General features: G+C 69.2%; 24 protein-coding genes and 1 pseudogene. 14 read left to right on the top strand and 11 right to left on the bottom strand.

Translation table 11 applies throughout. The features are described 5' to 3' along the window. Positions 1-107: 107 nt before the first annotated feature. Together ABZ656_RS13800 and ABZ656_RS13795 are read right to left on the bottom strand one after the other, a co-directional pair. Positions 108-449: a hypothetical protein gene (locus tag ABZ656_RS13800; RefSeq protein ID WP_360267643.1), complete on the bottom strand. Its 342-nt coding sequence runs from the start codon at positions 447-449 to the stop codon at positions 108-110. Between the two features lie 330 nt (positions 450-779). Further along, positions 780-1,763: an aldo/keto reductase gene (locus ABZ656_RS13795; protein ID WP_101402857.1), complete on the bottom strand. Its 984-nt coding sequence runs from the start codon at positions 1,761-1,763 to the stop codon at positions 780-782. Positions 1,764-1,914: 151 nt separating this feature from the next. Here ABZ656_RS13795 and ABZ656_RS13790 point away from each other — a divergent pair, with 151 nt between their 5' ends. Continuing rightward, a complete protein-coding gene (locus ABZ656_RS13790; RefSeq protein WP_360267640.1) occupies positions 1,915-3,660 on the top strand; it encodes a cholesterol oxidase substrate-binding domain-containing protein in 1,746 nt (581 codons plus the stop codon). Between the two features lie 27 nt (positions 3,661-3,687). Here ABZ656_RS13790 and ABZ656_RS13785 read toward each other — a convergent pair whose 3' ends face one another. Continuing rightward, entirely contained in the window at positions 3,688-3,885 is a 198-nt protein-coding gene (locus ABZ656_RS13785) for a hypothetical protein (protein WP_180362252.1), read from the bottom strand. 213 nt (positions 3,886-4,098) lie between these two features. Between ABZ656_RS13785 and ABZ656_RS13780 the strand changes: the two genes are divergently transcribed. The 4 genes from ABZ656_RS13780 (at position 4,099) to ABZ656_RS13765 (ending at position 9,892) form a co-directional block, all read left to right on the top strand. Beyond that, positions 4,099-4,617, top strand: a complete 519-nt coding sequence (locus ABZ656_RS13780) for a DUF2231 domain-containing protein (protein WP_360267637.1) — start codon at positions 4,099-4,101, stop codon at positions 4,615-4,617. Positions 4,618-4,890: 273 nt separating this feature from the next. Next, a complete protein-coding gene (locus tag ABZ656_RS13775) occupies positions 4,891-6,279 on the top strand; it encodes a ricin-type beta-trefoil lectin domain protein (RefSeq protein ID WP_360267634.1) in 1,389 nt (462 codons plus the stop codon). 137 nt (positions 6,280-6,416) lie between these two features. Continuing rightward, positions 6,417-8,573: an RICIN domain-containing protein gene (locus tag ABZ656_RS13770; RefSeq protein WP_360267714.1), complete on the top strand. Its 2,157-nt coding sequence runs from the start codon at positions 6,417-6,419 to the stop codon at positions 8,571-8,573. Between the two features lie 26 nt (positions 8,574-8,599). Continuing rightward, positions 8,600-9,892 carry an RICIN domain-containing protein gene (locus tag ABZ656_RS13765; RefSeq protein ID WP_101402854.1) on the top strand — a complete coding sequence of 431 codons (1,293 nt, stop codon included), beginning with the start codon at positions 8,600-8,602 and terminating at the stop codon, positions 9,890-9,892. A 53-nt stretch (positions 9,893-9,945) separates the two neighbouring features. Here ABZ656_RS13765 and ABZ656_RS13760 read toward each other — a convergent pair whose 3' ends face one another. After that, positions 9,946-11,097 carry a glycoside hydrolase family 88 protein gene (locus ABZ656_RS13760; RefSeq protein ID WP_101402853.1) on the bottom strand — a complete coding sequence of 384 codons (1,152 nt, stop codon included), beginning with the start codon at positions 11,095-11,097 and terminating at the stop codon, positions 9,946-9,948. Positions 11,098-11,387: 290 nt separating this feature from the next. Between ABZ656_RS13760 and ABZ656_RS13755 the strand changes: the two genes are divergently transcribed. From ABZ656_RS13755 to ABZ656_RS13725, 7 genes are all read left to right on the top strand, one after another. Further along, positions 11,388-12,311 carry a MurR/RpiR family transcriptional regulator gene (locus tag ABZ656_RS13755; RefSeq protein WP_101402852.1) on the top strand — a complete coding sequence of 308 codons (924 nt, stop codon included), beginning with the start codon at positions 11,388-11,390 and terminating at the stop codon, positions 12,309-12,311. A 332-nt stretch (positions 12,312-12,643) separates the two neighbouring features. Continuing rightward, on the top strand, positions 12,644-13,024 hold the full coding sequence (locus tag ABZ656_RS13750; RefSeq protein WP_101402851.1) for a hypothetical protein: 381 nt from the start codon (positions 12,644-12,646) through the stop codon (positions 13,022-13,024). 50 nt (positions 13,025-13,074) lie between these two features. Further along, entirely contained in the window at positions 13,075-13,980 is a 906-nt protein-coding gene (locus tag ABZ656_RS13745; protein WP_360267630.1) for an MBL fold metallo-hydrolase, read from the top strand. Positions 13,981-14,025: 45 nt separating this feature from the next. Then, entirely contained in the window at positions 14,026-14,460 is a 435-nt protein-coding gene (locus ABZ656_RS13740; RefSeq protein WP_101402850.1) for a VOC family protein, read from the top strand. 88 nt (positions 14,461-14,548) lie between these two features. Then, positions 14,549-14,869: a DUF1232 domain-containing protein gene (locus ABZ656_RS13735; protein ID WP_101402849.1), complete on the top strand. Its 321-nt coding sequence runs from the start codon at positions 14,549-14,551 to the stop codon at positions 14,867-14,869. A gap of 80 nt (positions 14,870-14,949) precedes the next feature. Continuing rightward, a complete protein-coding gene (locus tag ABZ656_RS13730; protein WP_360267625.1) occupies positions 14,950-16,242 on the top strand; it encodes a CAP domain-containing protein in 1,293 nt (430 codons plus the stop codon). Between the two features lie 121 nt (positions 16,243-16,363). Then, positions 16,364-17,584, top strand: a complete 1,221-nt coding sequence (locus ABZ656_RS13725) for a serine hydrolase domain-containing protein (RefSeq protein ID WP_101402847.1) — start codon at positions 16,364-16,366, stop codon at positions 17,582-17,584. A 76-nt stretch (positions 17,585-17,660) separates the two neighbouring features. Here ABZ656_RS13725 and ABZ656_RS13720 read toward each other — a convergent pair whose 3' ends face one another. Continuing rightward, positions 17,661-17,813 (bottom strand): hypothetical protein, encoded by a 153-nt coding sequence (locus ABZ656_RS13720; RefSeq protein WP_180362251.1) that lies wholly within the window; start codon positions 17,811-17,813, stop codon positions 17,661-17,663. 145 nt (positions 17,814-17,958) lie between these two features. Here ABZ656_RS13720 and ABZ656_RS13715 point away from each other — a divergent pair, with 145 nt between their 5' ends. Both ABZ656_RS13715 and ABZ656_RS13710 read left to right on the top strand, forming a co-directional pair. Continuing rightward, the gene (locus tag ABZ656_RS13715) at positions 17,959-18,273 is read left to right on the top strand and encodes a DUF6191 domain-containing protein (protein ID WP_101402846.1); all 315 of its coding nucleotides are present in this window, start codon (positions 17,959-17,961) and stop codon (positions 18,271-18,273) included. A 14-nt stretch (positions 18,274-18,287) separates the two neighbouring features. Then, positions 18,288-18,968: a nucleoside/nucleotide kinase family protein gene (locus ABZ656_RS13710; RefSeq protein WP_360267710.1), complete on the top strand. Its 681-nt coding sequence runs from the start codon at positions 18,288-18,290 to the stop codon at positions 18,966-18,968. Here ABZ656_RS13710 and ABZ656_RS13705 read toward each other — a convergent pair. The 6 genes and pseudogenes from ABZ656_RS13705 to ABZ656_RS13680 form a co-directional block, all read right to left on the bottom strand. Continuing rightward, a pseudogene (locus ABZ656_RS13705) lies at positions 18,898-19,755 on the bottom strand (hypothetical protein). The gene ABZ656_RS13710 and the pseudogene ABZ656_RS13705 overlap by 71 nt on opposite strands. Before the next feature lie 50 nt (positions 19,756-19,805). Further along, positions 19,806-21,524: a hypothetical protein gene (locus tag ABZ656_RS13700; protein WP_360267620.1), complete on the bottom strand. Its 1,719-nt coding sequence runs from the start codon at positions 21,522-21,524 to the stop codon at positions 19,806-19,808. 2 nt (positions 21,525-21,526) lie between these two features. Further along, entirely contained in the window at positions 21,527-22,429 is a 903-nt protein-coding gene (locus ABZ656_RS13695; protein WP_101402843.1) for a carbohydrate ABC transporter permease, read from the bottom strand. After that, positions 22,426-23,337 (bottom strand): sugar ABC transporter permease, encoded by a 912-nt coding sequence (locus tag ABZ656_RS13690; protein WP_101402842.1) that lies wholly within the window; start codon positions 23,335-23,337, stop codon positions 22,426-22,428. The genes ABZ656_RS13695 and ABZ656_RS13690 overlap by 4 nt, the downstream gene beginning before the upstream one ends. A 118-nt stretch (positions 23,338-23,455) precedes the next feature. Further along, positions 23,456-24,784: an extracellular solute-binding protein gene (locus ABZ656_RS13685; RefSeq protein WP_101404023.1), complete on the bottom strand. Its 1,329-nt coding sequence runs from the start codon at positions 24,782-24,784 to the stop codon at positions 23,456-23,458. A 274-nt stretch (positions 24,785-25,058) separates the two neighbouring features. Beyond that, positions 25,059-25,369 (bottom strand): ROK family protein (locus ABZ656_RS13680; protein WP_360267615.1); only part of this gene is annotated, 311 nt, incomplete at its 5' end.

The raw sequence follows: 25,369 nt of genomic DNA, 5'->3' as shown, positions 1-25,369 counted from the left end.
CACTTTTCCCACACCTTGGGCGGTGTCCTCAGAGTTCGCCCACGCGGCGAGTGCTGTTGAGGAACGCAAGGCATGTTCCGCCGAGACGAGGTAGGGCGAACGGGGCTTCAGGTCGAGGGCTCAGAGGTCGGCGCCTGGCCTACGAGGTAGATGCGGCTGCGGAGTTCCGCCTCTGCCCAGTCCAGCTCGGCTCGTAGGTCGAGCCAGACCTGGTCCTTGCGGCTGCCTGGCTGATCGAGCCTGACGGCGACCCAGGAGAACACGCCCTGGAGGATGTCCCGCCTTCGCCCGGGGGCGGTCACGGACAGGGCGAAAGGCAGGGCGATGGCGGCTCGAGTGACGATCATGCGGCGCTCATTGTCCGGCCGCGGGCGGCCTCCCGTGAGGCAGCGCGGTGCGTCGACCACCTTGATCCACTCCAGAAGCGCGCCGGGCACCTGCTCGTCCAAGATGCGCTCGTGCAGACAGCCTGAGCACCGAGCCGCACGCCACGTATGCGCGAGGCCAGCGTATGGGACCGAGGCCACCGAAGCCCCTGGCCTCGCGGAAAGCCGGGGCCACAGATGGCACCCGCTCCCAAGCTCACCCACGGGACAAGGCCAAGGACGGCACCGCCCGAAGCTCACCCGCGCGGAGCCAAGGCCGCGGCCGGCAGCCGCCCCCCGGAAGTCACCGGTGAGGGGCCGCGGCCACGGACACCACTCCCCCGAGGCAGGCCACCGACCCGGCGAGCCGGGGCACCGACGGCACCCGTCGCGCGGCCGGCCCCCTGAGGGGCACTACCAGCGGCCCTCCACCTGCTCCTTGATCCGTCGGTCGTAGAGTTCCTCGATCGCGTCCAGCGTCTCCGCCGGCAGCGCCGGAAGCTTCGCGGCGGTCGCGTTGGCGTGGGCCTGTTCGGGCGAGCGGGCGCCCGGGATCACCGTGGTCACTCCGGGCTGCTGGATGATCCAGCGCAGCGCCAGCTGGGCCGGGGTGACGCCCTGCGGGGCGAGCGCGGAGAACTCGGCCGCCGCCTCCACGCCGGTCACGAAGTCGACTCCGGAGAAGGTCTCACCCTGGTCGAAGGACTCCCCGTGACGGTTGTACGTCCGGTGGTCGTCCGCCGCGAACACCGTGTCCTTCGTGTACTTGCCCGAAAGCAGCCCGGAGGCCAGCGGAACGCGGGCGATGATCGCGACGCCCGCCTCCCGCGCGGCCGGCAGGACCTGCCGCAGGGGCTTCATGCGGAACGGGTTCAGGATGATCTGCACGCTCGCCACGTTCGGCCGGGCGATCGCGGTCAGCGCCTCGTCACAGGTCTCGACACTCACCCCGTACGCGGCGATCCGCTCCTCCTCGACCAGCGTGTCCAGCGCGTCGAACACCTCGTCCGACGAGTAGACGGGGGTCGGCGGGCAGTGCAGCTGCACCAGGTCGATGCGGTCGACGCCGAGGTTGCGCCGGGAACGGTCGTTCCACGCGCGGAAGTTGTCGAGGACGTAGTTCTGCGGAATCTGCTCCACCCGGCGGCCCATCTTCGTCGCCACCATCACGTGCAGGTCGGGGCGGGCACTGAGGAAGGACGCGATCGCCTGCTCACTGCGCCCGTCGCCGTAGACGTCAGCGGTGTCGAAGAACGTCACCCCCGACTCCGCCGCCGTCTCCAGCACCGCCTCGGCGTCCCCAGCGCTCACGTCACCCCAGTCGGCGCCGAGCTGCCACGTACCGAGACCGATGACCGATGCCTTCTGGCCTGACCTGCCGAATTCACGCTCGTCCATGCCGTCAGTCTGACATCTCCACCCGCCCGCGCAGGACGCCCGCCCCGCTCACGCCCGCCCGCGCCCCCCAGGCGGACGCAACAGCGCGTCATTCACTCACACGGGTGAGTCCTTTTGACGGACAGGTGATGCGTGTCAACCATCACCTACCGTGAACCAGGTGACCGACCATTTAGAAAGTGAAGGACGCACCCCCTGGTCCCGTCGGGGGTTCCTGCTGAGCGCGGCCTCGCTCACCGCGCTGCTGCCACTCGCGCTGCCGGACCCTGCCGCCGCGGCGGAGGAGCTTCCCGGTTTCCCCGAAGGCGTCGACGTCTACCGCTCGTCGTACCGCAACTGGGTCGGCGAGATCGCCGCCACGGGGCTGTGGGCCTGCGCTCCGGCCGACCAGGACCAGGTGGCCGCCGTGGTCAACTGGGCCTGGAAGCAGGGCTGGTCGGTGCGCGCCCGGGGCAGTTCCCACGGCTGGTCGCCGCTGACGATCGCCTCCGGGACCGAGGCGGGCGCTCCCGTGCTGCTCGTCGACACCGCCCGGCATCTCACCGGTCTGTCCCTGGAGGCCACCGCCCCCGCCGTCGTACGAGCCGGTGCCGGCGTCACGCTGGAAGCTCTGCTCGGGCATCTGGAGGACCATGGCCTCGGCCTCACGGCGACGCCCGCGCCCGGCGACCTGACGCTCGGCGGCGCCCTGGCCATCGACGCCCACGGCACGGCCGTTCCGGCCCACGGCGAGAGCAGACTGCCCGGGCACACCTACGGCTCGCTCAGCAATCTCGTCCTGTCCCTCACGGCGGTGGTGTGGGACGCGGGCAGTGACTCCTACGTACTGCGGACGTACGAGAGGGACGACCCCGACGGTGCGGCGCTCCTCGCGCATCTCGGCCGCGCCCTGGTCACCGAGGTGACGCTGCGCGTGGGCGCGAACACCCATCTGCGCTGCGTCAGCCGTACCGACATCCCCGCCGCCGAACTCTTCGCGGCGCCGGGCGGCCCCGAGGGCGGACGCACCTTCGCGAGCTTCCTGGACGAGTCGGGGCGTGCGGAGGCGATCTGGTTCGCGTTCACCGAGCACCCCTGGCTGAAGGTCTGGAGTGTCGCCCCCACCCGGCCGCCGGCCTCCCGCCGCGTGGGGTCGCCGTACAACTACCCCTTCTCGGACAACGTCCCCACCGTCGTCGCCGATCTCGCCGGGCGCATGGTGGCCGACGCGGCCTGGTATCTGGCCCCGCTCCTGGGCAGCGCGCAGTTCACCGCGGCGGCCGTGGGACTGACGGCCACCCTGTCGGCGGACATCTGGGGACCGTCGAAGAACACGCTGCTCTACATCAGGCCCACCACACTGCGGGTGACCGCCAACGGGTACGCGGTGCTCACCTCGCGTGCCGAAGTACAGCGCGTCATCGCCGAGTTCACGGCCTTCTTCCGCGAGCGGCTCTCCGCCTACGCCGCCCAGGGCCGATACCCCGTCAACGGCCAGGTGGAAATCCGGGTGACCGGCCTCGACCACCCGTCCGACGCCGACTCGGCGGGCGCCCGTGCGCCACTGCTGTCCGCGCTGCGCCCCCGCGCCGACCACCCCGAATGGGACACGGCCGTCTGGCTGGACGTCCTGACACTGCCCGGGACGCCCGACGCGGAGGCGTTCTACCGGGAGTTGGAGCGCTTTCTGCTCACGACGTACGACGGCGAGTACGCGCTCACCCGCGTCGAGTGGTCCAAGGGCTGGGGCTATACGGACGAGGCCGCCTGGTCCGACGAGGAGGTGCTGGGCACCGCGGTGCCCGCCTCCTTCCGGGACGGTGCGGGCCAGGGCTGGGACGAGGCGGCCGCCGTCCTGGACCGGCTCGATCCTCACCGGCTGTTCGGCACGGCCCTCCTCAACCGGCTCTTCCCCTGATGTCCGGTCCTCCGAAGCGCGGTGGTCTCACTCGGCGGCAGCGGCCAGTTGCTCGTTTTCTGGCGTGCGTGTCTCGCGGAACAGCAGGCGCGCGGGAACCGTGAGGAGCCACCAGTACCTGGCGGCCGTCGGCGAGGCGAGCGACACCGGAATCGAGGTGGCGAAGACGAGGACGGGATCCATCATGGCGTCGCGGCGGGGAAGGCGCGGGACACGGTTGGTCATCAGGAGGGCACCAGGGGTGCGAGGAACGCCTGTCGGCGTCCATGGGGACGGCAAACGGTCAGAGTACCGGCGACCACTCCCGTGTACTCCCGCCTCAGAAGAAGCTGAGAAGTTCCTGTGCCAGGCTGCAAGCCGCCGGGCGCCGGGCGATCACCACCGCCGCCCCTGAACACCCCCCACTTTGCGACCGAGCGTCTCCAGGAGACAAGCCTGATGAGCCCCAGCATTGTCAATGGCCTGCCCGCGCATGTCCTGTTCGTGCACTTCGTCGTCGTCCTCGTACCGCTGAGCGCACTGGCGCTCGTCGTCTGCGCGATCTGGCCGCACCTCGCGCGGCGGCTCGGCGTCCTGCCGCCGGTGCTCGCGCTCGTGACGCTGGTGAGTGTGCCTCTCACCACGCAGGCGGGAGAGTGGCTGGAGAAGCACGTCGACAGCTCGTCCCTGGTGCAGCGACACGCCGAGCTCGGTGACGGTCTGCTGCCATGGGCCCTCGGCCTGTTCGTGCTGTCCTCGGCGCTGTGGTGGGCGGCCCGACGCACCGCCCCCGGCCAGGGAGACACCCGGGCTCCGGCCATCCGTCTGACGTCCGCGCCGATACGGACCGCCGCGATCGTGCTGTCCCTCGTCGTGGCGACGGGCTCCGTGGTGGACGTGTACCGCATCGGCGACTCGGGCGCCAAGGCGGCCTGGCACGACGCCTACGCGAAGACCGCGCAGAGTCAGGGCAACTGACCGAGGCCGCACCAGGCGGGCTCCACACAACCGCTCGCCGTACAGCCGAGGTTCCGCACGACGGAACCTCGGCTGTTTGCTGTTCCCGGGATGGTCGATGCGTTCAACTCCTTGTGAACCCAGGTCAATCCAAAGCCCGCTTTGCTTCATCTCTTGACGAGCTTGGTTCAGACCTTTAGGTTCACCGATCACTACAGCTCCATGAATGCACTCAACATTCACGGATATGAACGCCCCCCACTTTCAGCCTCCCCGAAGGGCTGTGACCCTCTGATGGCAAAACAATCCCTCGCGCGCTCCACCGCGCTGCGCGCCACTCTGACCACGGCGGTGTTCGCTCTCTCCGCCGGCGCCCTGAGCGTCTCCCCCGCCTCCGCCGCCACCGGGACCATCACCGGACTCGCGGGCAAGTGCCTCGACGTGGCCGGCGCGAGCTCCGCGAACGGCACGGCCGTTCAGCTCTACGACTGCAACGGCACCGCCGCCCAGCAGTGGACCGTCGGCTCCGACGGAACCGTACGGGCCCTCGGCAAGTGTCTTGACGTCACCGGCAACTCGACCGCGGACGGGGCCAAGCTCCAGCTGTGGGACTGTTCGGGCGGCGCCAACCAGATGTGGACGGTCTCCGCCGCCCGCGACCTCGTCAATCCGCAGGCGAACAAGTGTGCCGACGTCACCGGCAACACCTCGGCCAACGGCACGCCCATCCAGATCTGGACCTGCACCGGCGCCGCCAACCAGAAGTGGACCGCGCCCGCCGCCGACGGCGGAGGAACGCCCCCCTCCGCACCGATGGCCGTCGCCCCCTACCTCTACAACGGCTGGGGCAACCCGCCGAGCCCCACCACCGTCATGAACGCCACCGGCGTCAAGTGGTTCACGCTGGCCTTCGTCCTCAGCAACGGCTACTGCAACCCGCAGTGGGACGGCGGCCGCGGGCTGACCGGCGGCGTCGACCAGCAGACCATCAACACCGTGCGCTCGGCCGGCGGCGACGTCGTCCCCTCCTTCGGCGGCTACAGCGGCAACAAGCTGGAGAGCTCCTGCTCCAGTGCCGGGGAGCTGGCCGCCGCGTACCAGAAGGTCATCAACGCATACGGGCTCAAGGCGATCGACATCGACATCGAGGCCGACGCCTACAGCAACACGACGGTCCAGCAGCGCACCGTGGACGCGCTCAAGACCGTCAAGGCCAACAACCCGGGCATCAAGGTGTACGTCACGATCGGCACCGGTCAGAACGGCCCCGACACCGGCCTGATCAACCGGGCCGCGGCGTCCGGACTGACCGTGGACGCCTGGACGATCATGCCGTTCGACTTCGGCGGCGCGGGCCAGAACATGGGCACGCTCACCCAGCGGGCCGCGGAGGGTCTCAAGACCGCTCTGAAGAACGCGTACGGCTACAGCGACGACCAGGCGTACCGGGACATGGGCATCTCCTCCATGAACGGCATCACCGACAACAACGAAACCGTCACCACCGCCGACTTCCAGACCATCCTCGGCTACGCGCAGCAGCACCACCTCGCGCGGCTGACGTTCTGGTCGGCCAACCGTGACCGTCCCTGCCCGGGCGCCTACCCGAACGACGACACCTGCTCGGGTGTGGCCCAGAACGCCTGGCAGTTCACCAGCATCTTCGCCAAGTACACCGGCTGACGGACGCGCTTCCCCCCTTCCACCCCCCATCACCCCAGGAGAAATCCGTGTCCAGCTCCGTGCCCAGATCCGAGCTCAGACGGACGAGGCTGTCCGGTCGCCACCGGATACCGCGAGTGCTGACCGTGGTCGGCCTCGTGGCGACCACCGTGTCCGGCATCGAGTTCGCCTCGCAGGACTCGGCGAGCGCGCAGACCGCGGCGGCCGCCGCCATACCTACCGGCTACACCACCGTGGTCAACAAGGGCAGCGGCAAGTGCGTCGACGCCCGCTCGGCCGCGAGTGCCGACGGCACCGCCGTCCAGCAGTACGCGTGCAACGGCAGCACCGCCCAGAACTGGCAGTTGGTGGCCACCAGCGGCGGCTACTACCGGGTGAACAGCAACTTGGACGCCACAAAGGCGTGGGACGTCACCGACGTCTCCACCGCCGACTCCGCGCCCGTCCAGCTGTGGACGTACTCCAGCGGCAACAACCAGCAGTGGCTGCCCGTCGCCGAGGCCGACGGCGCCTACCACTTCGTCAACCGCAACAGCGGGAAGTGCCTGGACGTCCCCAGCGCCTCCACCGCGGACAGCGTGCAGCTCGCGCAGTACACCTGCAACGGCACCGCCGCGCAGTCCTTCACTCTGGGCGGCGGCACGACGAACCCGCCGGGCACTCCGGACTTCGGTCCCAACGTGACGGTGTTCGACCCGTCGATGTCGGCGTCCAGCATCCAGTCCAAGCTGGACTCGGTCTTCTCCCAGCAGGAGACCAACCAGTTCGGCTCGGCCCGCCAGGCCCTGCTGTTCAAGCCCGGCACCTACAGCGCGAACGCCAACGTGGGCTTCTACACCCAGGTCGCCGGCCTGGGCTTCTCGCCGGACGACGTGACCATCGACGGCGCCGTGCACGCGGAGGCCGACTGGTTCCAGGGCAACGCCACCCAGAACTTCTGGCGCGACGCCGAGAACCTGTCCGTCAACCCGACCGGTGGCACGGACCGTTGGGCCGTCTCGCAGGCCGCTCCGTACCGGCGCATGCACGTGCGCGGCAACCTCGCGCTGGACGACGGCGGTTGGTCCAGCGGCGGCTTCATCTCCGACACCGAGGTCGACGGGCAGATCCAGTCCGGCACCCAGCAGCAGTTCCTCACCCGCAACTCGCAGATGGGCAGTTGGTCCGGCTCCAACTGGAACATGGTCTTCGTCGGCGATCAGGGCGCGCCCGCCCAGTCCTTCCCGACGTACACCAACGTCGCCAGCTCACCGACGATCCGCGAGAAGCCGTTCCTGTACGTCGACAGCGCGGGCGCCTATCAGGTGTTCGTGCCCGGGCTGCAGTCCAACGCCGTCGGCACCACGTGGAGCGGGAAGACCCCGGCGGGCAAGTCCCTGCCGATCGACCAGTTCTACATCGTCAAGCCCGGCGCCACCGCGGCCGACATGAACACGGCCCTCGCGGCGGGCAAGAACCTGCTGGTCACCCCGGGCGTCTACCACCTCAACCAGACGATCAACATCACGCGCCCCGACACGGTGGTGCTGGGCATGGGCCTGGCCACCTTCGTGCCGGACGGCGGGATCACCGCCGTCACCACCGCCGACGTGGACGGCATCGAGCTGGCGGGCCTGCTGATCGACGCGGGCACCACCAACTCCCCCACGCTGATGCAGATCGGCCCGGCCGGTTCGTCCGCCACCCACGCGACCGACCCGACGCAGCTGTCCGACGTCTTCATCCGGATCGGCGGCGCCACCGTCGGCAAGGCGACCAACTCGCTGGTGATCAACAGCGCCAACACGATCATCGACCACACCTGGATCTGGCGGGCCGACCACGGCAACTCCGGCACGGTCGGCTGGACGACCAACACGGCGGACAACGGCCTGACCGTCAACGGCAACAACGTGACCGCGTACGGCCTGTTCGTCGAGCACTACCAGAAGACCCAGGTCACCTGGAACGGAAACGGCGGCAGAACGTACTTCTTCCAGAACGAGATGCCCTACGACCCGCCGAACCAGGCCTCCTGGATGAACGGCACCGGAAAGGGCTATCCCGCCTACAAGGTCGCCTCCTCCGTGACCAGCCACGAAGCGTGGGGGCTGGGCAGCTACTGCTACTTCAGCGCCAACTCGAGCGTGGTCGCCGATCACGCCTTCGAGGTGCCGAGCGTGTCCGGGGTCAGGTTCCACGACATGGTGACCGTCACGCTGGGCGGTGTCGGCACGATCAGCCACATCATCAACAGCACCGGAGGACCGTCCAACTCCAGCACCAACGTCGCCTACCTCACCAACTACCCGTAAACCGCAGGGAAAGGATCGATCAGCAGATGCACACCATCAGATCCGGCTCCGCGCGCACCACCCTGCGGATCCTCCTGCTCCTGACGGCGCTGCTCGGCCTCGCCGCACCGCCCGCCGCCCACGCGAGCACCGCGGCGACCCCGTTCAAGGTCCTCGCGCTCTACAGCGGCACCTACGACGCGGCGCACATCGACTTCGACAAGGAGGCCAACGTCTGGTTTCCGCAGCAGGCCGCGGCGAACGGCTTCACCTACACGGCCAGCACCGACTGGGACCTGCTCGCCAACGGCGGGGTGAACGCCTACCAAGTCGTCCTGTTCCTCGACGACTTGCCGCAGACATCCGCCCAACGATCCGGTTTCGAGGCGTACATGCGGGGTGGTGGCGCCTGGATGGGCTTCCACGTCTCCGCCTTCACGACGAACGCGGCGAGCTGGTCCTGGTACCACAACCAGTTCCTCGGCTCCGGGAACTTCCAGTCGAACACCTGGGGTCCGACATCGGTGACCCTGAAGGTCGAGGACCGTACGCAGCCGGCCACCAAGAATCTGCCGGCCACGTTCACCTCGTCGGTCAGTGAGTGGTACAGCTGGTCCAACGATCTGCGGCAGAACCCGAACATCAAGATCCTGGCCTCGATCGACGCCGGCAGCTTCCCGGTCGGAACGGATCCCAACCAGTCCTGGTACAGCGGCTATTACCCGATCCTGTGGACCAACACGCAGTACAAGATGCTGTACGCGAACTTCGGTCACAACGCGATGAACTACACCACCAACACGCGTCTGTCGTCGACGTTCGCGAGCGCCACACAGAATCAGTTCCTGCTGGACGGTCTGAAGTGGCTGGGAGGAGCCGACACCGGCACGCCCCCGGCTGACTCCCCCTCCGAGACCGACTGGTACTCGCTGACGAATGCCGGTAACGGCACCTGCGTGGATGCCCGTTCGGCCGCCACGGCGAACGGGACCGTGATCCAGCAGTACGCCTGCAACGGCACCCAGGCCCAGCAGTTCCAGTTCCGCTCGACCGACAGCGGGTACCGGCAGGCCGCCATCCGTGTCAATCCACAACAGGTCATCGACGTGACCGGTGTCTCGACGACCGACAACGCACCGCTCCAGTTGTGGAGTTACTCGGGCGGACAGAACCAGCAGTGGCTGCCGGTGAAGGAGAGCACCGGGCGCTACCACTTCACGGCTCGCCACAGCGGCAAGTGCCTGACCGCGGCGAGCGCCTCGACGAACAGCGTCCAGCTCACCCAGCGCACCTGCGACGGCTCCGCGGCCCAGAGCTTCACGCTCACCGCGCAGTCCTGACAGCGACGTACCGGTGCCCCCGACGTACGCGGCGGGGGCACCGGTACGTCGCGTCAGGGTCCGGCCAGGCGGGCGAGTTCGGTGCCGGCGAGCAGGAAGGCGCCCACGCCGAAGTTCGCGGTGCTGTCGTAGGTGACGGGCTGGCTGGATTCCGGGCGGTCGCCGACGTTCTGGACGTAGCCGAGGAAGCCGTCGGGGTGTACGGCCGTGGTGACGAGGCCGTTCCAGGCGCGGGCCACGACCGGGAGGTGGGCGCGCCGGTCGACGAGGCCGGCCCGGATCGCGTAGGAGGTGCCGTAGAGGAAGAAGGAGGTGCCGCTGGTCTCGGGGCCGGGCAGATGGGTAACGTCGGCGAGGTTGACGTTCCAGAAGCCATCGGTGCGCTGGATCCCGGTGACGGCCGTCACCAGGCGTACAAGGGTGTCGCGGTACTCACCGGTGTGCCGCTCGCCGGGCGGCAGCGCCTTGAGCGTCTTGGCGTGTGCGCCCGCCACCCAGCCGTTGCCGCGCGACCAGACCACCGGCTTGCCCGCCGGCGAGAGGATCCCGCCGGGGGTCCCGGGGAGGAACCGCTTGTCGCGGTACCAGAGCCCCGTGTCGGCGTCGTACAGGCCGGGTCCGCCCTCCGCACGCTTGGTGTGGTCGTAGAGGGCGTACAGCTTCTGCCAGTACTGCGGGTCGCCGCGGAGCACTCCGATCCTGGCGAACGGAGGCATCGCCATGTGCAGGGCGTCGTCCCACCACCAGTCGTCGTTCTTGTCCGGCTGGTCGGTGTAGACCATGCGGTGGAGCGACTCCTCGATGGCGGAGACCTTGCTCTCCTCCGGCTCGATCTCGTACAGGTCGAGGTAGGCCTGCCCGGCGTTGTGGTTGTCGGCATGACGCGTGGTGACCCCGCCGTTGAGACCGTACGCGTGCTTCTCGGCCCAGTTCCTGGCGTAGGCCAGATAGCGCGGGCTGCCGGTCAGGCGCTGGAGGGCGAGCAGTCCGCTGAAGAAGGTGGCGTTGGCCCAGCCGTTGTCGCCGGGGTCCGTGTGCGCGCCGATCCACTGGTCGGCCACGCGCCGCAGGACGGCGACGACCGCGCCTCGGGAGGGCATTGGCGCGGCGGACGGAGCGGCTTGCGCGCTTTCCGTGAGGGCGGGCTGGAGCGAGGCGGCGGCCGCGAGGGCGGCACCACCGGTCAGCAGGCGTCGTCTACGCATATGAACAACTCCTACGGATGGGGACTCCCATCCTCAACACCCGTCTCAGCAGGTGTCCATGGCCCGTCGTCAACTTGTCGCGAATCAGGCCAGGTTCATATTCTGATGCGATCTTCACGGGGCAGAACGCCGGCCGTATGCTTTCCCGCTCACACCGGGCCGTGCCGCCCACCGGGCGCCCGGCCTCACGTTCCACGCCCGCCGAACTACGGCGTGTGGTCATCCATGCCCTGGTCAGCACGGTCCGTGAGCTATGTTGAGTTCTCGTGGGACACGAAGGAGGCACATCGGTGCCATCGCCGCAGCAGGCACGCGCTCAGGCGTCTGCGATCACCTCGGGGAAGACGGCTCCGGAGGTGGGCGCGGCACCCACGTCCCAGCTCAGGGAGTTGTTCGACGGCCCCCGGCTCTCGCCCGGACAGCGCCGTATCGCCCAGTACCTGATCGAGCACATCACCGAGGCGGCGTTCCTGTCGATCACCGATCTCGCGGAGCGCGTCGGGGTCAGCCAGCCGTCGGTGACCCGTTTCGCCGCGGCGGTCGGCTTCAGCGGCTACCCCGCGCTGCGGGAGAAACTGCAGGCCATCGCGCTCAGCACACTCTCCAGCACCCCGGGCGCGCCCGCGGAGGACCACGGCAACGAGCTGCAGCAGGCGGTGGACGCCGAGATCGAGAACCTGGAGAACCTGCGCCGCGACTTCGCCGATCCGGACCAGGTGATCACCATCGGCCGCGCGCTGTCGCAGTCGACCCCGCTCACCGTTCTCGGTCTGCGCATCTCGGTGTCGCTGGCCGAGTACTTCGCGTACGCCGCCCGCCGCATCCACCCCGATGTGCGGTTGGTGACGCGCGGCGGGAGCGTCGCCTACGACGCGCTGCTCCAGTCGCGCGAGGCTGGCGGCACCTGGCTGCTCGCCTTCGGAATGCCCCGGCACGCCCAGGAGACACTGACCGCGGTGCGGGTCGCGCGCAGCGCGGGGCTGAAGGTCGCCCTGATCACCGACCTGGGGCTCGGACCACTCGCGGACGAGGCCGACGCCACCTTCACCGTAGGCACCGGGGCCCGCCTCGTCTTCGACTCCTACGCCGCGCCCGTGATGATGTCGGCGGCACTCCTCCAGGCCATGTCCGACGCGGATCCGGAGCGGACGCAGGCCCGGCTGGAGGAGTACGAGCAGATCGCGGAGCAGCACCAGTTCTTCCTCAAGGACTGACCTCGCACGGTTCCCCCCTCCCTCAACACCCCGTACGCCCCCTGTCACCACGGCATCACGGGATCATTCGCCCATATCGCGGATGAATTTTTTCATGTTCTTGCGTATCCGGCGGTATATATAAATACTTCTCGCGGATGCGACCAGGAGGCCTCCGGGTCACGTCCTACGGCCATCCGGGGCCGTCCGCTCCTACCCGCATGGGGCCCCGGATGTTCGGACGGGCCCCGCGTGAGTGGGCGCCCGTGGTGGCGGCCCCGGCCATCCCCTAGACCGGGGCCGCCCCATAACCCGCTGACCCTTGCCGCCGACGTAACCCGGAAGCGATGAACATGGCCCTGACGACGTACTCACCGATCACCTCGGACTGGCCGTGCCAGGTCAAGACCCCCGGCAGCTTCGACTGGGAGCGCTCCGCGACCAAGTGGCTGCGCGATCTGGTGCCGTCCCGCTACGCGAGCTACCCGGTGCTCATGAAGCACCCCGTGCTGCTCGCCCGTCACGCCCAGATCCAGGTGCAGCACGAGATCCGGGTCGCCCGGACCGCCCTGCAGACCGCCCGGGCCGAACTCCCCGCTCTCGGCCTGCACGAATCGGTCATCGAGCACACCATCAAGATGTACGCCGCCGAAGTGCTGCAGCTCAACCACATCGCCCGCAGCGTCCGAGCGGTCACCCAGGCGCTAGTCGACCACCACCCCGCGCGAAACTGAGGTCCCGGGTCCAGGTGGTGGTCCCGGCGGGATCATCACCGGGAGACGTCGTGGACACCCAGAGGCAGAGGACCGAACAGACCGCTGAAGCAGCGGAGAAGGCCGTGGGCACGCGGGCGCTGGACGTGCGGTGGATCCACGGATCGCCGTCGGCCAAGCACAACACCGATCCCGACATCCAGGTCCACGCCCACGACGCGCACACGGTGATCCTGCGACAGAACATGGCCGTCGACTACGAGGCGCCGTTCCTTTTCCTGCTGTTCGGCGAGGCACGGGCCGTGCTGATCGACACCGGTGCCACGGCCTCCGCCGCCCACTTCCCGCTGCGGCGGGTGGTGGACGAGCTGATGGAGACCTGGCTGACCGCCCGTCCCCGGGAGGGTTACGAGCTGTTGGTGCTGCACACCCACCCCCACGGCGACCACGTCGCGGGGGACGGACAGTTCGCCGACCGTCCCGGCACCACGGTCGTGGACGCGGCTGTCGACACCGCCTGGCCGTTCTTCGGCTTCGACGGCGACCCCGAGGGCGTCGCGCGTGTCGATCTCGGGGGCCGGGTCCTGGAGTGCCTGGCCACGCCGGGCCACCACGCGGCCGCGGTGACGTTCTTCGACCCCTGGACCGGCTTCCTCCTCACCGGTGACACGGTCTATCCCGGCCGTCTGTACATCGACGACTGGGCAGCGTTCACCCGCACTGTCGACCGCCTGATCGGCTTCTGCGCCGAACGGCCGGTCACCCATGTGCTCGGCTGCCACATCGAGATGACCCGTCAACCGGGCCTGGACTATCCCGTCCGCACCACCTACCAGCCCGACGAGCCGCCCCTGCAGATGACGACGGACCAGTTGCGTGACATCCGCGCGGCGATACAGACCGTCGGCGACCGCCCCGGACGGCACGTCTTCGACGACTTCGTTCTCTGCCGCCGTGACGTCCCCGCGGGTGAGTGAGAGGCGTACGGCCGGATTGTCAGAGGCGCGCAGTACGGTCCTGTCATGGCAGCCAGAATCGATCTGACCCTTGATTGCGCGGACGCGAAACTCCTCGCAGAGTTCTGGAAGACGGCTCTGGGGTACATCGACGAGCCGCCGCCCGCTCCCTTCGCCACCCGCGAGGAGTGGCTCGCGCAGTTCGACCTTCCGGAGGACGACTCCGCGGACGACGGCGCGTGGCTCTGCGATCCCGACGGCGTCGGCCCCCGGTTGTCCATCCTCAAGGTTCCCGAGCCGAAGACGGCGAAGAACCGCCTTCACATCGACGTCCGCGTGCCGGGACACGGCGGTCCCGAGGAGCGGTGGGCGCGGATCAGGGCGGAGTCCGAGCGGCTCGTGAAGGCGGGCGGCTCCGTCCTGGAGGAGTTCGACGGGCACCACGTGGTGATGGCCGACCCGGAGGGCAACGAGTTCTGCGTCGCCGCAGGCTCGGCCTGAATCGGCCGGTGGTTCGGGGGCGATACGAACCGGGCGAGCGGGAACACGAAGGGGAGGAACTGCCCTACGAGAGCTCTGGACGGAACTCATGGACTCCACGACATGGACGGTGGTGCTCATCGTCGCGATCCTGGGTGCCGCCGCGCTCGGGGTGGCGATCGCGGTCCTGGTGCGGCTCGTGCGCACCCGCCGCGACCTCAGGCGCGCCGGGCTTCCGACGGGGTCCCGCTGGGTCTTCTGGGGTGCCGTCGCCTATCTCCTGCTGCCCACCGACCTGCTCCCCGACCCGATCTACCTGGACGACATCGGCGTACTCCTGCTCGCGCTGCGGTCGTTGCGCCCGCCCGAGGCGATCGACGCACGCGGTGCCGAGGCGCGCGGGAACCCTCGGGAGCGAACGGGACGTTGACGAGGTGAGCGGGCGGGAAGCGGGAGCGGGTGCGCCCGTGTCGGTGGTCCGCGAGGACCATCACTTCGACGGGCGGCACCATGACCGAGCTGGTTCCCGGGGGCAACGTGCCCCTGCCTGGCGGCACCCTGACGATCCGGGTGCCGGGTCCCTTCGACGTGTCCGCGCTCATCACCGACGACAGCGGCAAGGTGCGCGGCGACGCCGACTTCGTCTTCTACAACCAGCCGACGGTGCCGGGCGCCCGGCTAGCCGGGGAGCACCTCACCATCGACCCGCCGCGCCTGCGGTCCGGCGCGAGCCGCGTCACCGTGGTCGTCAGTCCGGCCGATCCCGGTACGCCGCTGGGCCGGCTGCCCACACCCACCCTGCACGTCAGCGGTCGGGGCGGCCACACCCTCGCCCGGTTCACACCCCCGCGCCCGCAGCGGGAGACCGTGCTGCTGCTCGCCGAGATCTACCGACGCGGCACGGGGTGGAAGCTGCGCGCACTGGGCCAGGGGTACGCGGACGGACTGGCCGGCATCGCGCGGGACTTCGGGGTCGAGGTCGCCGAGGATGCCACCGGGGACGACCCGACACCGGTGGCGGCTCCTGACCCGGACGGCTTCCTCGACCTGGTCAACTCCGTGCGCCGCGCGGCCGGTTCTCCACCCATCTCCCTCGACGCGCGGCTCGCGACCGCGGCCCGGGCCCACGCCTCCGACATGGCGTCCCGCGGACTCCTCAGCTCCGAGAGCGCCCACGGGATCTCCGTCTATCAGCGCATCACGTCCGCCGGATACGCGTATCTGACCGTCGGCGAGCACCTCGTCTCCGGCCCGCGCACCCCGGGCGAGTTCGTGGAGTACTGCCTCACCACAGAGCAGTCCCGCGACACGCTGTACAACCCGGCGTACAGCCAGGCGGGGCTGGCGTACGTCCCCGGCCGGCGCTCCGGCGACATGTACTGGACGGCGCTGTGGGCCCGGCCCTTCAGTCGCGGAGGCCTGCGGCAGACGGCGGGTGAGGTGGTCGCGCTGACCAATACCGAGCGAGCCGCGGACGGCCTGCCGCCGCTCGCCGTCGACATCCTGCTCACCGACGCGGCCCAGGCACACAGCGACGACATGGTGGCCCGTGCCTTCTACTCCCACACCTCCCCCGACGGCCGCCAACCGTGGGACCGAGCCGCCGCCGCGGGCTCCGAACGCCGCACCATCGGGGAGAACATCGCCTGCGGCCAGCGCTCCCCCGCCGAGGTCGTCCGCGGCTGGATGAACAGCCCGGGCCACCGTGCCAACATCCTCAAGCCCGACTTCACCCACATCGGCATCGGTTTCGCGGGCGGCGGCACGGCGGGCATGTACTGGACTCAGCTTTTCGGCCGCTGAAGGATCTTTTCCGCTTTCCTTCGCGTGACATGCAACCCATCCGTCCTTCCTGCGCGTACAGATGGTGCCGACGTTCGCATCCACGGCGCGGTACACAGAGGGAACCCGGGAGAAGAATCAGATGGTCTCAGCAATGGTGGGCAGAGGCACGGCGCTGGGCGCGGCGCTGTTGGCCCTCCTCGCAGTCCCCGCACAGGCCGGCACCGCAGCGGCTGCGGATCTGCCGGCACCCGACGACGCCGGACTGCAGGCGGTGCTGCACACGGCCCTGTCCCAGGGAGCCCCCGGCGCGATGGTGCGGGTCGACGACAACGGCACGGTCCACCAACTGTCGGAGGGAGTCGCCGACCGGGCCACCGGGCGTGCGATCACCACGACCGACCGGTTCCGCGTCGGCAGCGTCACCAAGAGCTTCTCCGCCGTGGTCCTGCTGCAACTGGTGGACGAGGGCAAGCTCGACCTGGACGCTTCGGTGAACACCTACCTGCCCGGGCTGCTGCCCGACGACCGGATCACCGTGCGCGAGGTGATGAGCCACCGCAGTGGGCTGTACGACTACACCAACGACATGTTCGCGCAGACGGTCCCGGGCTTCGAGTCCGTCCGCAACAAGGTCTTCAGCTACCAGGACCTGGTCACCCTGTCCCTGAAGCACGCGGTCACCAACGCCCCGGGCGCGGCCTATTCGTACTCCAACACGAACTTCGTCGTCGCGGGCATGCTCATCGAGAAGCTCACCGGCCACCCCGTGGCCACGGAGTACCAGAACCGCATCTTCACCCCGCTGAACCTGACCGACACCTTCTACGTACACCCCGACACCGCCATCCCGGGCACGCACGCCAACGGTTACCTCACGCCGGACGAGGCCGGTGGAGCCCTGGTCGACTCCACCGAGCAGACGGTGTCCTGGGCGCAGAGCGCGGGCGCGATCATCTCCAGCACCCAGGACCTGGACACGTTCTTCTCCGCGCTGATGAGAGGGCAGCTCATGTCCGCCGCACAGCTCACGCAGATGCAGCAGTGGACGACGGTCAACAGCACCCAGGGATACGGCCTCGGCCTGCGCCGCCGTGACCTGTCCTGCGGTATCTCGGTGTACGGGCACACGGGCACCGTGCAGGGCTACTACACGTACGCCTTCGCCTCGAAGGACGGCAAGCGCAGCGTCACCGCGCTCGCCAACACCTCGAACAACGTGAACGTGTTGAACACGATGGCCCGCACGCTGGAATCCGCTTTCTGCGGAAAGTCGACGACCGCGAAGCTGCGCGGCGCGACCTCCTCGGCGACCACCGTGGAGCGCTACGAGGACATCGCGCCGGGCATCGCCCGCGGCTGACGCGCGAAGGTGCGGCCGGACCCACCCGTCCGGCCACACCCCTCCGCCGGGGCGCGGATCTGCCCCTCGGCCGGGCTCATGACTTCTTCAGGTCGGACCGGTAGGTCCGGTACAGAGCGCTGCCGTCGTCGCACCGCCGCGGGGGCTCGCTGCACTTCTGGCAGGCGAGCAGGTGGTCGCAGTACGCCCGGTAGCTGTGAGGGGCGAGCGTAGGGCGTTGCTGCGACATGACGTTCTCCCCGTGGACGGCGGCTGTGGCGCCCGTTGTTGACCAATATTCAACAGCTTGACGAGCATAGGCGAAATGACCGGTCCCAGAACCCAGGTCGCCGGAGCCTGGCCGAATCCCACTCTCGCACCCTGATACTGGTCGCATGGGATTCGCCGTCTTCATGACCCTGCCGGGACTGGTCATCCTGCTGACCCTAGCGGCCTTCGCGGACCAGCTGCTGCTGCGCGCCGGACGCGCCGGTCTTCTGCCATGGCGGAACGGGGTGCGGCAGGGGCAGATATCCGCGACCGGCTTCGAACAGTTGCACGCGAGTCTCTCGCCGGGCAAGCAGAACGAGCTCAAGGAGCGGCAGTCGGCCCTGGTGCTGCGGGACGACGAGGAGGACGGGGCGCCCCCGCACCGTACGACGATCGACCTGGAGGGCGGGACGGCGGCCGTCCGCAGGTCCCGCTCGTGACGTTCGACGACCTCATGGAGCGGGCCGCGGCACTGGTGCGCCCCGGCCGGCGCGCGATTCTCGGGATCGCGGGGAGCCCCGGCGCGGGCAAGACGACGCTGGCCGAGCGCCTGGTCCGGGAGCTGAACGGCGACACGCCCGGCCGGGTCGCACATGTGCCGATGGACGGGTTCCATCTCGCGGACGTCGAGCTTGACCGGCTGGGCCGCCGGGACCGCAAGGGCGCTCCCGACACCTTCGATGCGGCAGGGTACGCGGCGCTGTTGGGCAGGCTGCGCGACGAGCAGGAGGACGACATCGTCTACGCGCCGGGCTTCGAACGGACGTTGGAGCAGCCGATCGCGGGCGCCGTCCCGGTCTTCCGCAGCGCCCGCCTGATCATCACCGAGGGCAACTACCTCCTGCTGGGGGACGGAGCGTGGGCGCGCGTACGGTCGCGGCTGGACGAGGTGTGGTTCTGCGAGCTCGGCGAGGAAGAGCGCGTACGTCGGCTCGTCGCCCGCCACGAGGAGTTCGGCAAGGACCACGACACGGCGGTGGCCTGGGTGCTCGCCACGGACCAGCGCAACGCCGACCTGGTCGCCGCGACACGGGACCGTGCCGACCTGGTCGTCGGCGCGGAGGTCACCGCCGCCGGAGTTCCAGCGCGGGTTCCCCTCGGGCATCACCCGCGGGACCCCCGATCAGTGCGGTGAACGCCTCGGGGCGGATCGTCAGGCCCGCCGGTCCGTGTTCGAAAGCGGGGGCGAAGGGGCCCGGCGAGCCGTAGCGCACGGCGAAGACGTGCAGATCCTCCGGGGCGCCGGGAGCCGGTCCGGCTTCGAGTGCCGTGGAGGCGTCGAGGTGGCGCCCCTCGTCCGGGTTGCCGTAGCCGCGCGGATCCGCGGCCAGGGCGAACGCCGTCTGCTCCTGGGTCGTCTCGGAGCGGGCGTCGAAGTGGTCCACGCCGTCCGCTCGTGGACGCGTCAGTCCGAGCGGGCCGGCGGAGGTCACGGCGGCCTCTGCGGTCCTGCGCACCCGGTCCCCGTCGTCGGTGGCGTACGGCAGCCCGGCGAGCGGGTACGGCATGCCGTCGAGGCGTTCGACGGCGACCGTGGTCCACAGGCTCGCGCCGTCGGTGACGTACAGCGACCGGACGTGGCGCAGGACATGGTCGCGGCCGACGACCGGCTTGGTGACGAGCTTGGCACTCAGGCCGTCGCTCCCGAGGTCGCGCACCCGTACCTCGCCCATGGAAGGCGAGGCTGCGGTGCGCCGCCTCCGGCAGCCGCGGGTCCTTGCCGCGCTGCCAGGCGACGGCCAGCAGCGAGGTGACGCCGAGTGGGTGTCGCCGATGTCGTCCACACAGTCGGGGTGTTCGAGATTGCCCTCGGGCGTGAGGCGGGCCAGGGCCTGCTCCACGACGTCGGCGAGGACCGCGTCATACGCCTCGGGCGTGTCCGGCAGGTCGTGCGGCGGGCCGAGCCGGCGGAGGAGGTGCACGGGTGGATCAGCCCTTCATGCCGGAGGTGGCCATGGCATGGTTTGTCGGGTCAGACGACAGGCGAGGGACGGCGGGCGCGCAGTGCGACGGTCAGTGTGTGAGGGCCGTGCCCACCGATGTAGACGCGGTTCCCGGTCGTCGCGTCGGTGCCGCCCACCACGGTGTGGTCCTGACCCGGGTCGTACCGTAGTACGTCGCCCCGGTCCGGCCCGGCGAGCGGTTCGCCTGCCTCGACGTCGGCCTCGACCCGGATCTCGTCGTCACCGACCCGGTAGGTCATCGGCCCGGTCGTCAGGCACCAGTGTCCGTCGCCGATCGGTACGGCGCCCTCTGGCACGCCGCCCGGCCGGAAGGTCAGTTCGAGGGCCCAGGGCACCGTTGGTCCGCTGATGTCGATCCGCAGGTCGGCACCGTCCTCCCTCAGATCCACTTCGACGCGAGTCGTGTGGGAGACCTCGTCCCGAGGCCGGTCCGGGAAGGCCATCGCGGCCGAGAAGCGTCCCTCGTCCGCCATACGGTAGGCGCCGTCGTCCCGTCGCCGTTCCGGCGGGAGCGGCTGGTAGTAGGCGGCCGTGAGGGTTTCGGTGAGCCGGAACCGGTTGTCGGCGAGCTGCTGCATGCCGGCGGCACGGAACGGGCCCAGGTCGAAGAATCCCCGTGAGAGGCGGACCGCGTCGAGGACGGCGTCGCCGGCGAACAGGCGCAGGAAGGTGGGATTGCAGGCGAGGCCCGAGCGGATGCGCCGGTGCTCGGGCACGTCCGAGCCGCCGTACAGGACGCTGTGCGCGGTGGCGGAGGCACGTGCGGCAAGGCGTGCCGTGGTGATGTACCGGCCGCGGGGAAGGGGTTCCGGCGCCGGTTTCGGCAGCACGCGGCACAGGTCGGGGGTGAGGAGGGTCTCGGCGAGCAGGTCGGGGTCGTCGATGCCGCCGGCGGCCGCCAGCCGCGCCGCCCGGCTGAAGTCGCGTCGGCCGGTGCGGATCGCGAGCAGCCGGTAGTGCGGCAGGTAGGGCGCCAGCGGGAACGGGTGGTTCTGGTCCTGCCGTCGCGAGTGGACGGTCTCCACCGTGCCGTCCGGTCTGATGAGGTCCAGGGTCGCGGTGAGGTTGCGTTCGACGGCGTCCCACAGGTCGGTGCGGCCTAGGACGGCGGCCAGGAGCAGCAGCGACGGGTTGGACACGTGGGCCGCGTAGTTGGCGCTCCGCTCCGAGTACAGGCCCTCCGCATCGATGTCGACGCCCTCGGCGAGCCACGCGTCGACACGGTCGAGCAGCCGGCTGTCCGGGAACGACCGGTGCAGCCGGGCCAGCGCCGCGCACAGCTCCCAGCGGTGGTTCGGGGTGTGCGCCCCACCGGTCAGGAGACTGCCGGAGGCGGCGCCGGCGATCTCGGCGAGCGCGGCCGTGACGTCGCGCAGTTCCGGCCCCGCGCCCGCGGCGAGGACGTACGCGTCGCACACGTCGTTGACGGTGAACGCGGAGTCCGGCGGTGACTGCACGTTGTCGCCCCCGGCGAAGAGGCCGGTGGTGGTCTGCGCGGCCCGGAGGGCGCCGAGGTGGGTCATCGCGGCGACGACGGCCTGCCTGCTGCCGTGCAAGGCCGAGGCGGTGGAACGGTACGCCGCGACGAGGGTCTTCACCCGGCGTGCCAGAGCGCGGTGGGTCACACCGGCGGGTTCCTCGTCGGGGCCGGCCGCCAGCGGGGCGGCCAGCCGGTCGGCGGCGTCGGCCACCGCGCGGACGAACTCGTGGTCGAGCGGGGTGGGCACGGTCAGTCCTTCAGTCCGGCATTGATGTCGGCGCCCATGACGTAGCGCTGGAAGACCAGGAAGATGACGATCAGGGGGATCATGGAGATGACCGATGCGCCGAGCAGTACCGACCAGTTGATGTTCTGCGCGCCGACGATGCTCTGGATGCCGATCTGCACGGTGAACTTGTTGGGGTCGTTCAGCATCAGAAGCGGCCAGATGTAGTCGTTCCACCGCCACTGGAAGGACAGGATGGCGAGGGTCAGCATGATGGGCCGGGAGAGCGGCACCATGATCCGCAGGAAGATCGACAGTTCGCGGGCGCCGTCGATGCGTGCGGCTTCCACGAGTTCGTCGGGAACCGTCAGGAAGAACTGGCGGAACATGAAGCATCCGGTCGCGGTGAGCACGGCCGGGAGGATGATGCCGGCGAACGAGTTGTAGAGGCCGAGATTGCGGACCACCAGGAACTCGGGGGCGAGCATGACCTCGCCCGGCAGCATCGTGGTGGCCAGGATGCAGATGAAGAACGCCTTGAGCCATTTGTTGTCGTATTTGGCCAGCGCGTACCCGGTACAGCAGCTGGCTCCCACCGTGAGGATCGTCGTGATCACGCACACGATGGTCGTGTTGATGAAGTATTGGGAGAAGTTGGCACTGCGCCACGCCTCGAAGTAACCCGACAGCGTGGGGTTGTGCGGAACCAGCGTCAGCGGATAGGAGAACAGATCCCCGGCCGGTTTGAAGGAGCTGAGGATGAACCACAGCACCGGCAGCCCGTAGAGGCACGCCAGGATCCACAGCAGTGTCGTCGCGGGTACTGCCCGCCGGAGCCCACCACTGCCCGCACCGCGGGGCCGCTTTTTGGAGACGGCCCGTCCGGGACCGGCGTCGGCCTTGCGTGGCATGTCTGTGGTTGTCATCGGTTCTCCACCCGCCGGTTGACGATCAGCTGGATGATCGCGACGGCCATCAGGATGAGCATGAGCACGAACGACGCGGCGCTCGCGTAGCCGATCTGGCCCCGTTGGAAGCCGGTCTGATAGATGTACTGGACAAGCAGGTTGTTCGACGTTCCGGGTCCGCCGTTGTTGAGGGAGACGAACAGCGGGTATTCTTTCATCGCGTTGATCGTGTTGAGCAGGATGACGATGAACGAGGTGGGCGCGATGCTCGGCAGCGTGATGCTGATGAACTGGCGCCATGGACCGGCGCCGTCGAGCGAGGCCGCCTCGTAGTACGACACCGGTACGTTCTTGATCGCCGCGATGAACAGCAGCATCGAGAAGCCCGTCCAGGCCCAGGATGCCGCGATCACCACCACCAGCAGCGACAGGTCCGCGTTGGACTGCCACGGAACGGCGGACCCGCCGAACTTCTCGATGACGTAGTTGACCAGTCCGAAGTTCTCACCGAACAGCCACCGCCACAGGACGCCCACGACGATGGGCGACAGCAGCCACGGAATGAAGAAGATGACGCGCGCGACCGACGCGCCCTTGGCGTGCTTGCTCACCAGCACATTGGCGGTGAGCAGCGCGAGCGCGAAGTTCAGCGGAACGAAGAGGACGGTGTACAGCAGCGTCCGGGTCAGCGCGTCGTAGAAGGCGGAGTCCCCGAACAGGTTGTGGTAGTTGTCCAGTCCGACGAACTGGAACGCCCCCACGCCCGTGTAGTTCGTGAAGGAGTAGACGAGCCCGATCACCGCCGGCCACACGAAGAACAGCGCGAAGAGCACGACATTGGCCGCGATGAGGACGAGCGGCGCGAGGGTGTAGGTGCTGCGTCTCCTGGGCGGCCTCACGGACACGTCCGCGGCGCTTTTTGTCATCTTCCTGACTTCCGTGCTGGTGGAATGGATTGCTGTGGGCTCACACCATGAGCCCGGCATCACGCGGGCGCCCAGGGCCGGGCGGCGGTGTCTCGACCCCGCCGCCCGGCCCTGTGGCCTACGATCCGCCGCCGACCTGCTGGTTGTAGCCGGCCACGATGTTCTCCAGGGCCTTGTCGACCGACTGCTGGCCGTTGATCGCCTTGCCCAGCTCCGTCTTGGTCGGGTCGGTGGTGAGGCTCTTGCCCTTCAGCACCCAGTTCGTCTGCGCGCCGTTGAAGTAACCCGAGATCGGGGCGTAGAGCGGGATCTCCTCGTTGTACAGCTTGAACGCCGCCTGCGCCGCCTCGGAGGTGAAGGGGTACTTCGGGCTCAGACCGCTCTCGACCGGGAGGAACCCGGAGGCCTCGACCAGCTCGGTGTACTGCTTCGGCTCGTACACCCAGGACAGGAACTTCTGCGCGGCGGTGGCCGCGGCGCCGTTGTTGTTGAAGCCCACCATCATGCCGCCGCTGTTGACGTCACTGGCCTGCACGGGCTGGGCGGGAGTCGGGACGCTCGCCCAGTCGAACTTCTTGATGCTCGACGCGAAGGCGGGAACCTGCCACACGCCGGACCAGTAGGCGACCACGTCACCGCTCTGGAACATGGCGGACGGGTCGGCGCCGCTGGTCCACACCGACTTCGGCATGGTCTTGTCGTCGTTCAGTCCGACGAAGTACTTCACGGCCTTCTTGGTCGCGGCGTCCACCGAGAACTTGCCGGAGGAGTCCGCGTGGACGTACTGCCCGCCCATCTCGTACACCATGGCGCGGAGCCGGGACGGTGACTGGTCGAACGTCAGGGAGTACTTGGCGCCGGTCTTCTCGCGGACCTTGTTCGCCGCCGCGATGAAGTCGGTCCAGGTCCAGGTCTTCTGGGGCGAGGTCGGGACGGAGACGCCGGCCTTCTTGAACAGCGTCTCGTTGATGTACAGGCCGGACGCGGTGACGTCCGAGGGGATGGACAGCACCTTCCCGGACGAGTCCTTGGCGAGGAAGTTGGCGTTGATGTTATTGGTCTTGTTGTTGGCGATGGAGCTGAGGTCGATCAGCTTGCTCGACCAGATCGGGTCCAGCGCCGGCACGTCCGCCACGTCGGGCAGCGAGTTCGCCTGCGCGGCGTTGTGCAGCTTCGTCGGGTACCCGTCATAGGGGATGTTGACGAGCTTGACGTTGACGCCGTTTTCCTTCTTGTACTGCGCCACCAGCTTCTTCCAGCCCGCGTCCTGACCCGGAACCGTGGAGATCCAGAACGTCAGCGACTTCGCGTTCCCGCCCGAGCCGGACCCCGACCCGCAGGCGGAGAGCAGCAGGGCTCCTGCCGTGGCCACGGCAGCGAGAGGAACCAGGCGGCGCATGCCGCCGCGGCCGAGTCGGCGAGAGCGCCGCACACCCACAGTGGTCATCTTCAATCCCTTTTCGTCGTAGCGGAAGAAGCACGGCGCCAGCCGAGGCGGCACGGGTGCGTTTTGAGGGAGATGTCGCTTTCCGGGGGCACGGCCTCGCCCGGCCGTGTCGCCTTGACGGGTGGGGTCCCCGGCCATGACGGCCGACGTCGCACAAGCACGCCCTCGTGCGGCTGCCGTACTTCGCGTACGGGCTGAAGGCTCACCCGGAGTCGGCGTCCCGGCCGACTTAGAAAGCGCTTGTCCGGACATTGGCAGACCGATAAGGAAGCCGTCAATCCTTCACCTGCGCGCCCTCGGTCACGGTTTGGACTCCCTTGGCCACGGCGAGCCGGGCGGCACCCACCACGGTACCGAGATCCCCGATCTGGCTGCTGACCACCTCGGTGGGCCAGCTGAGCCGCCCCAGTTCGGCCCGCACCCCCGGCAGGAGCTGGGGATCCGCGCCGGTGCTGCCGCCGAGGACGATCAGTCCCGGATCCAGTACGGCAGCCACCGCGGCGGCCAGCCGGCCCACGTCGGCGGCGTGCCGGGCGACGACTGCACGGGCGGGTTCCCGGCCCGCCGCGGCCAGCGCGAAGAGCC

The sequence above is a fragment of the Streptomyces sp. NPDC007095 genome (assembly GCF_040634475.1).
Taxonomy (GTDB): domain Bacteria; phylum Actinomycetota; class Actinomycetes; order Streptomycetales; family Streptomycetaceae; genus Streptomyces.
The sequence above is the reverse complement of the archived record's forward strand: the minus strand, read 5'-3'. Positions and strand labels throughout refer to the sequence as shown.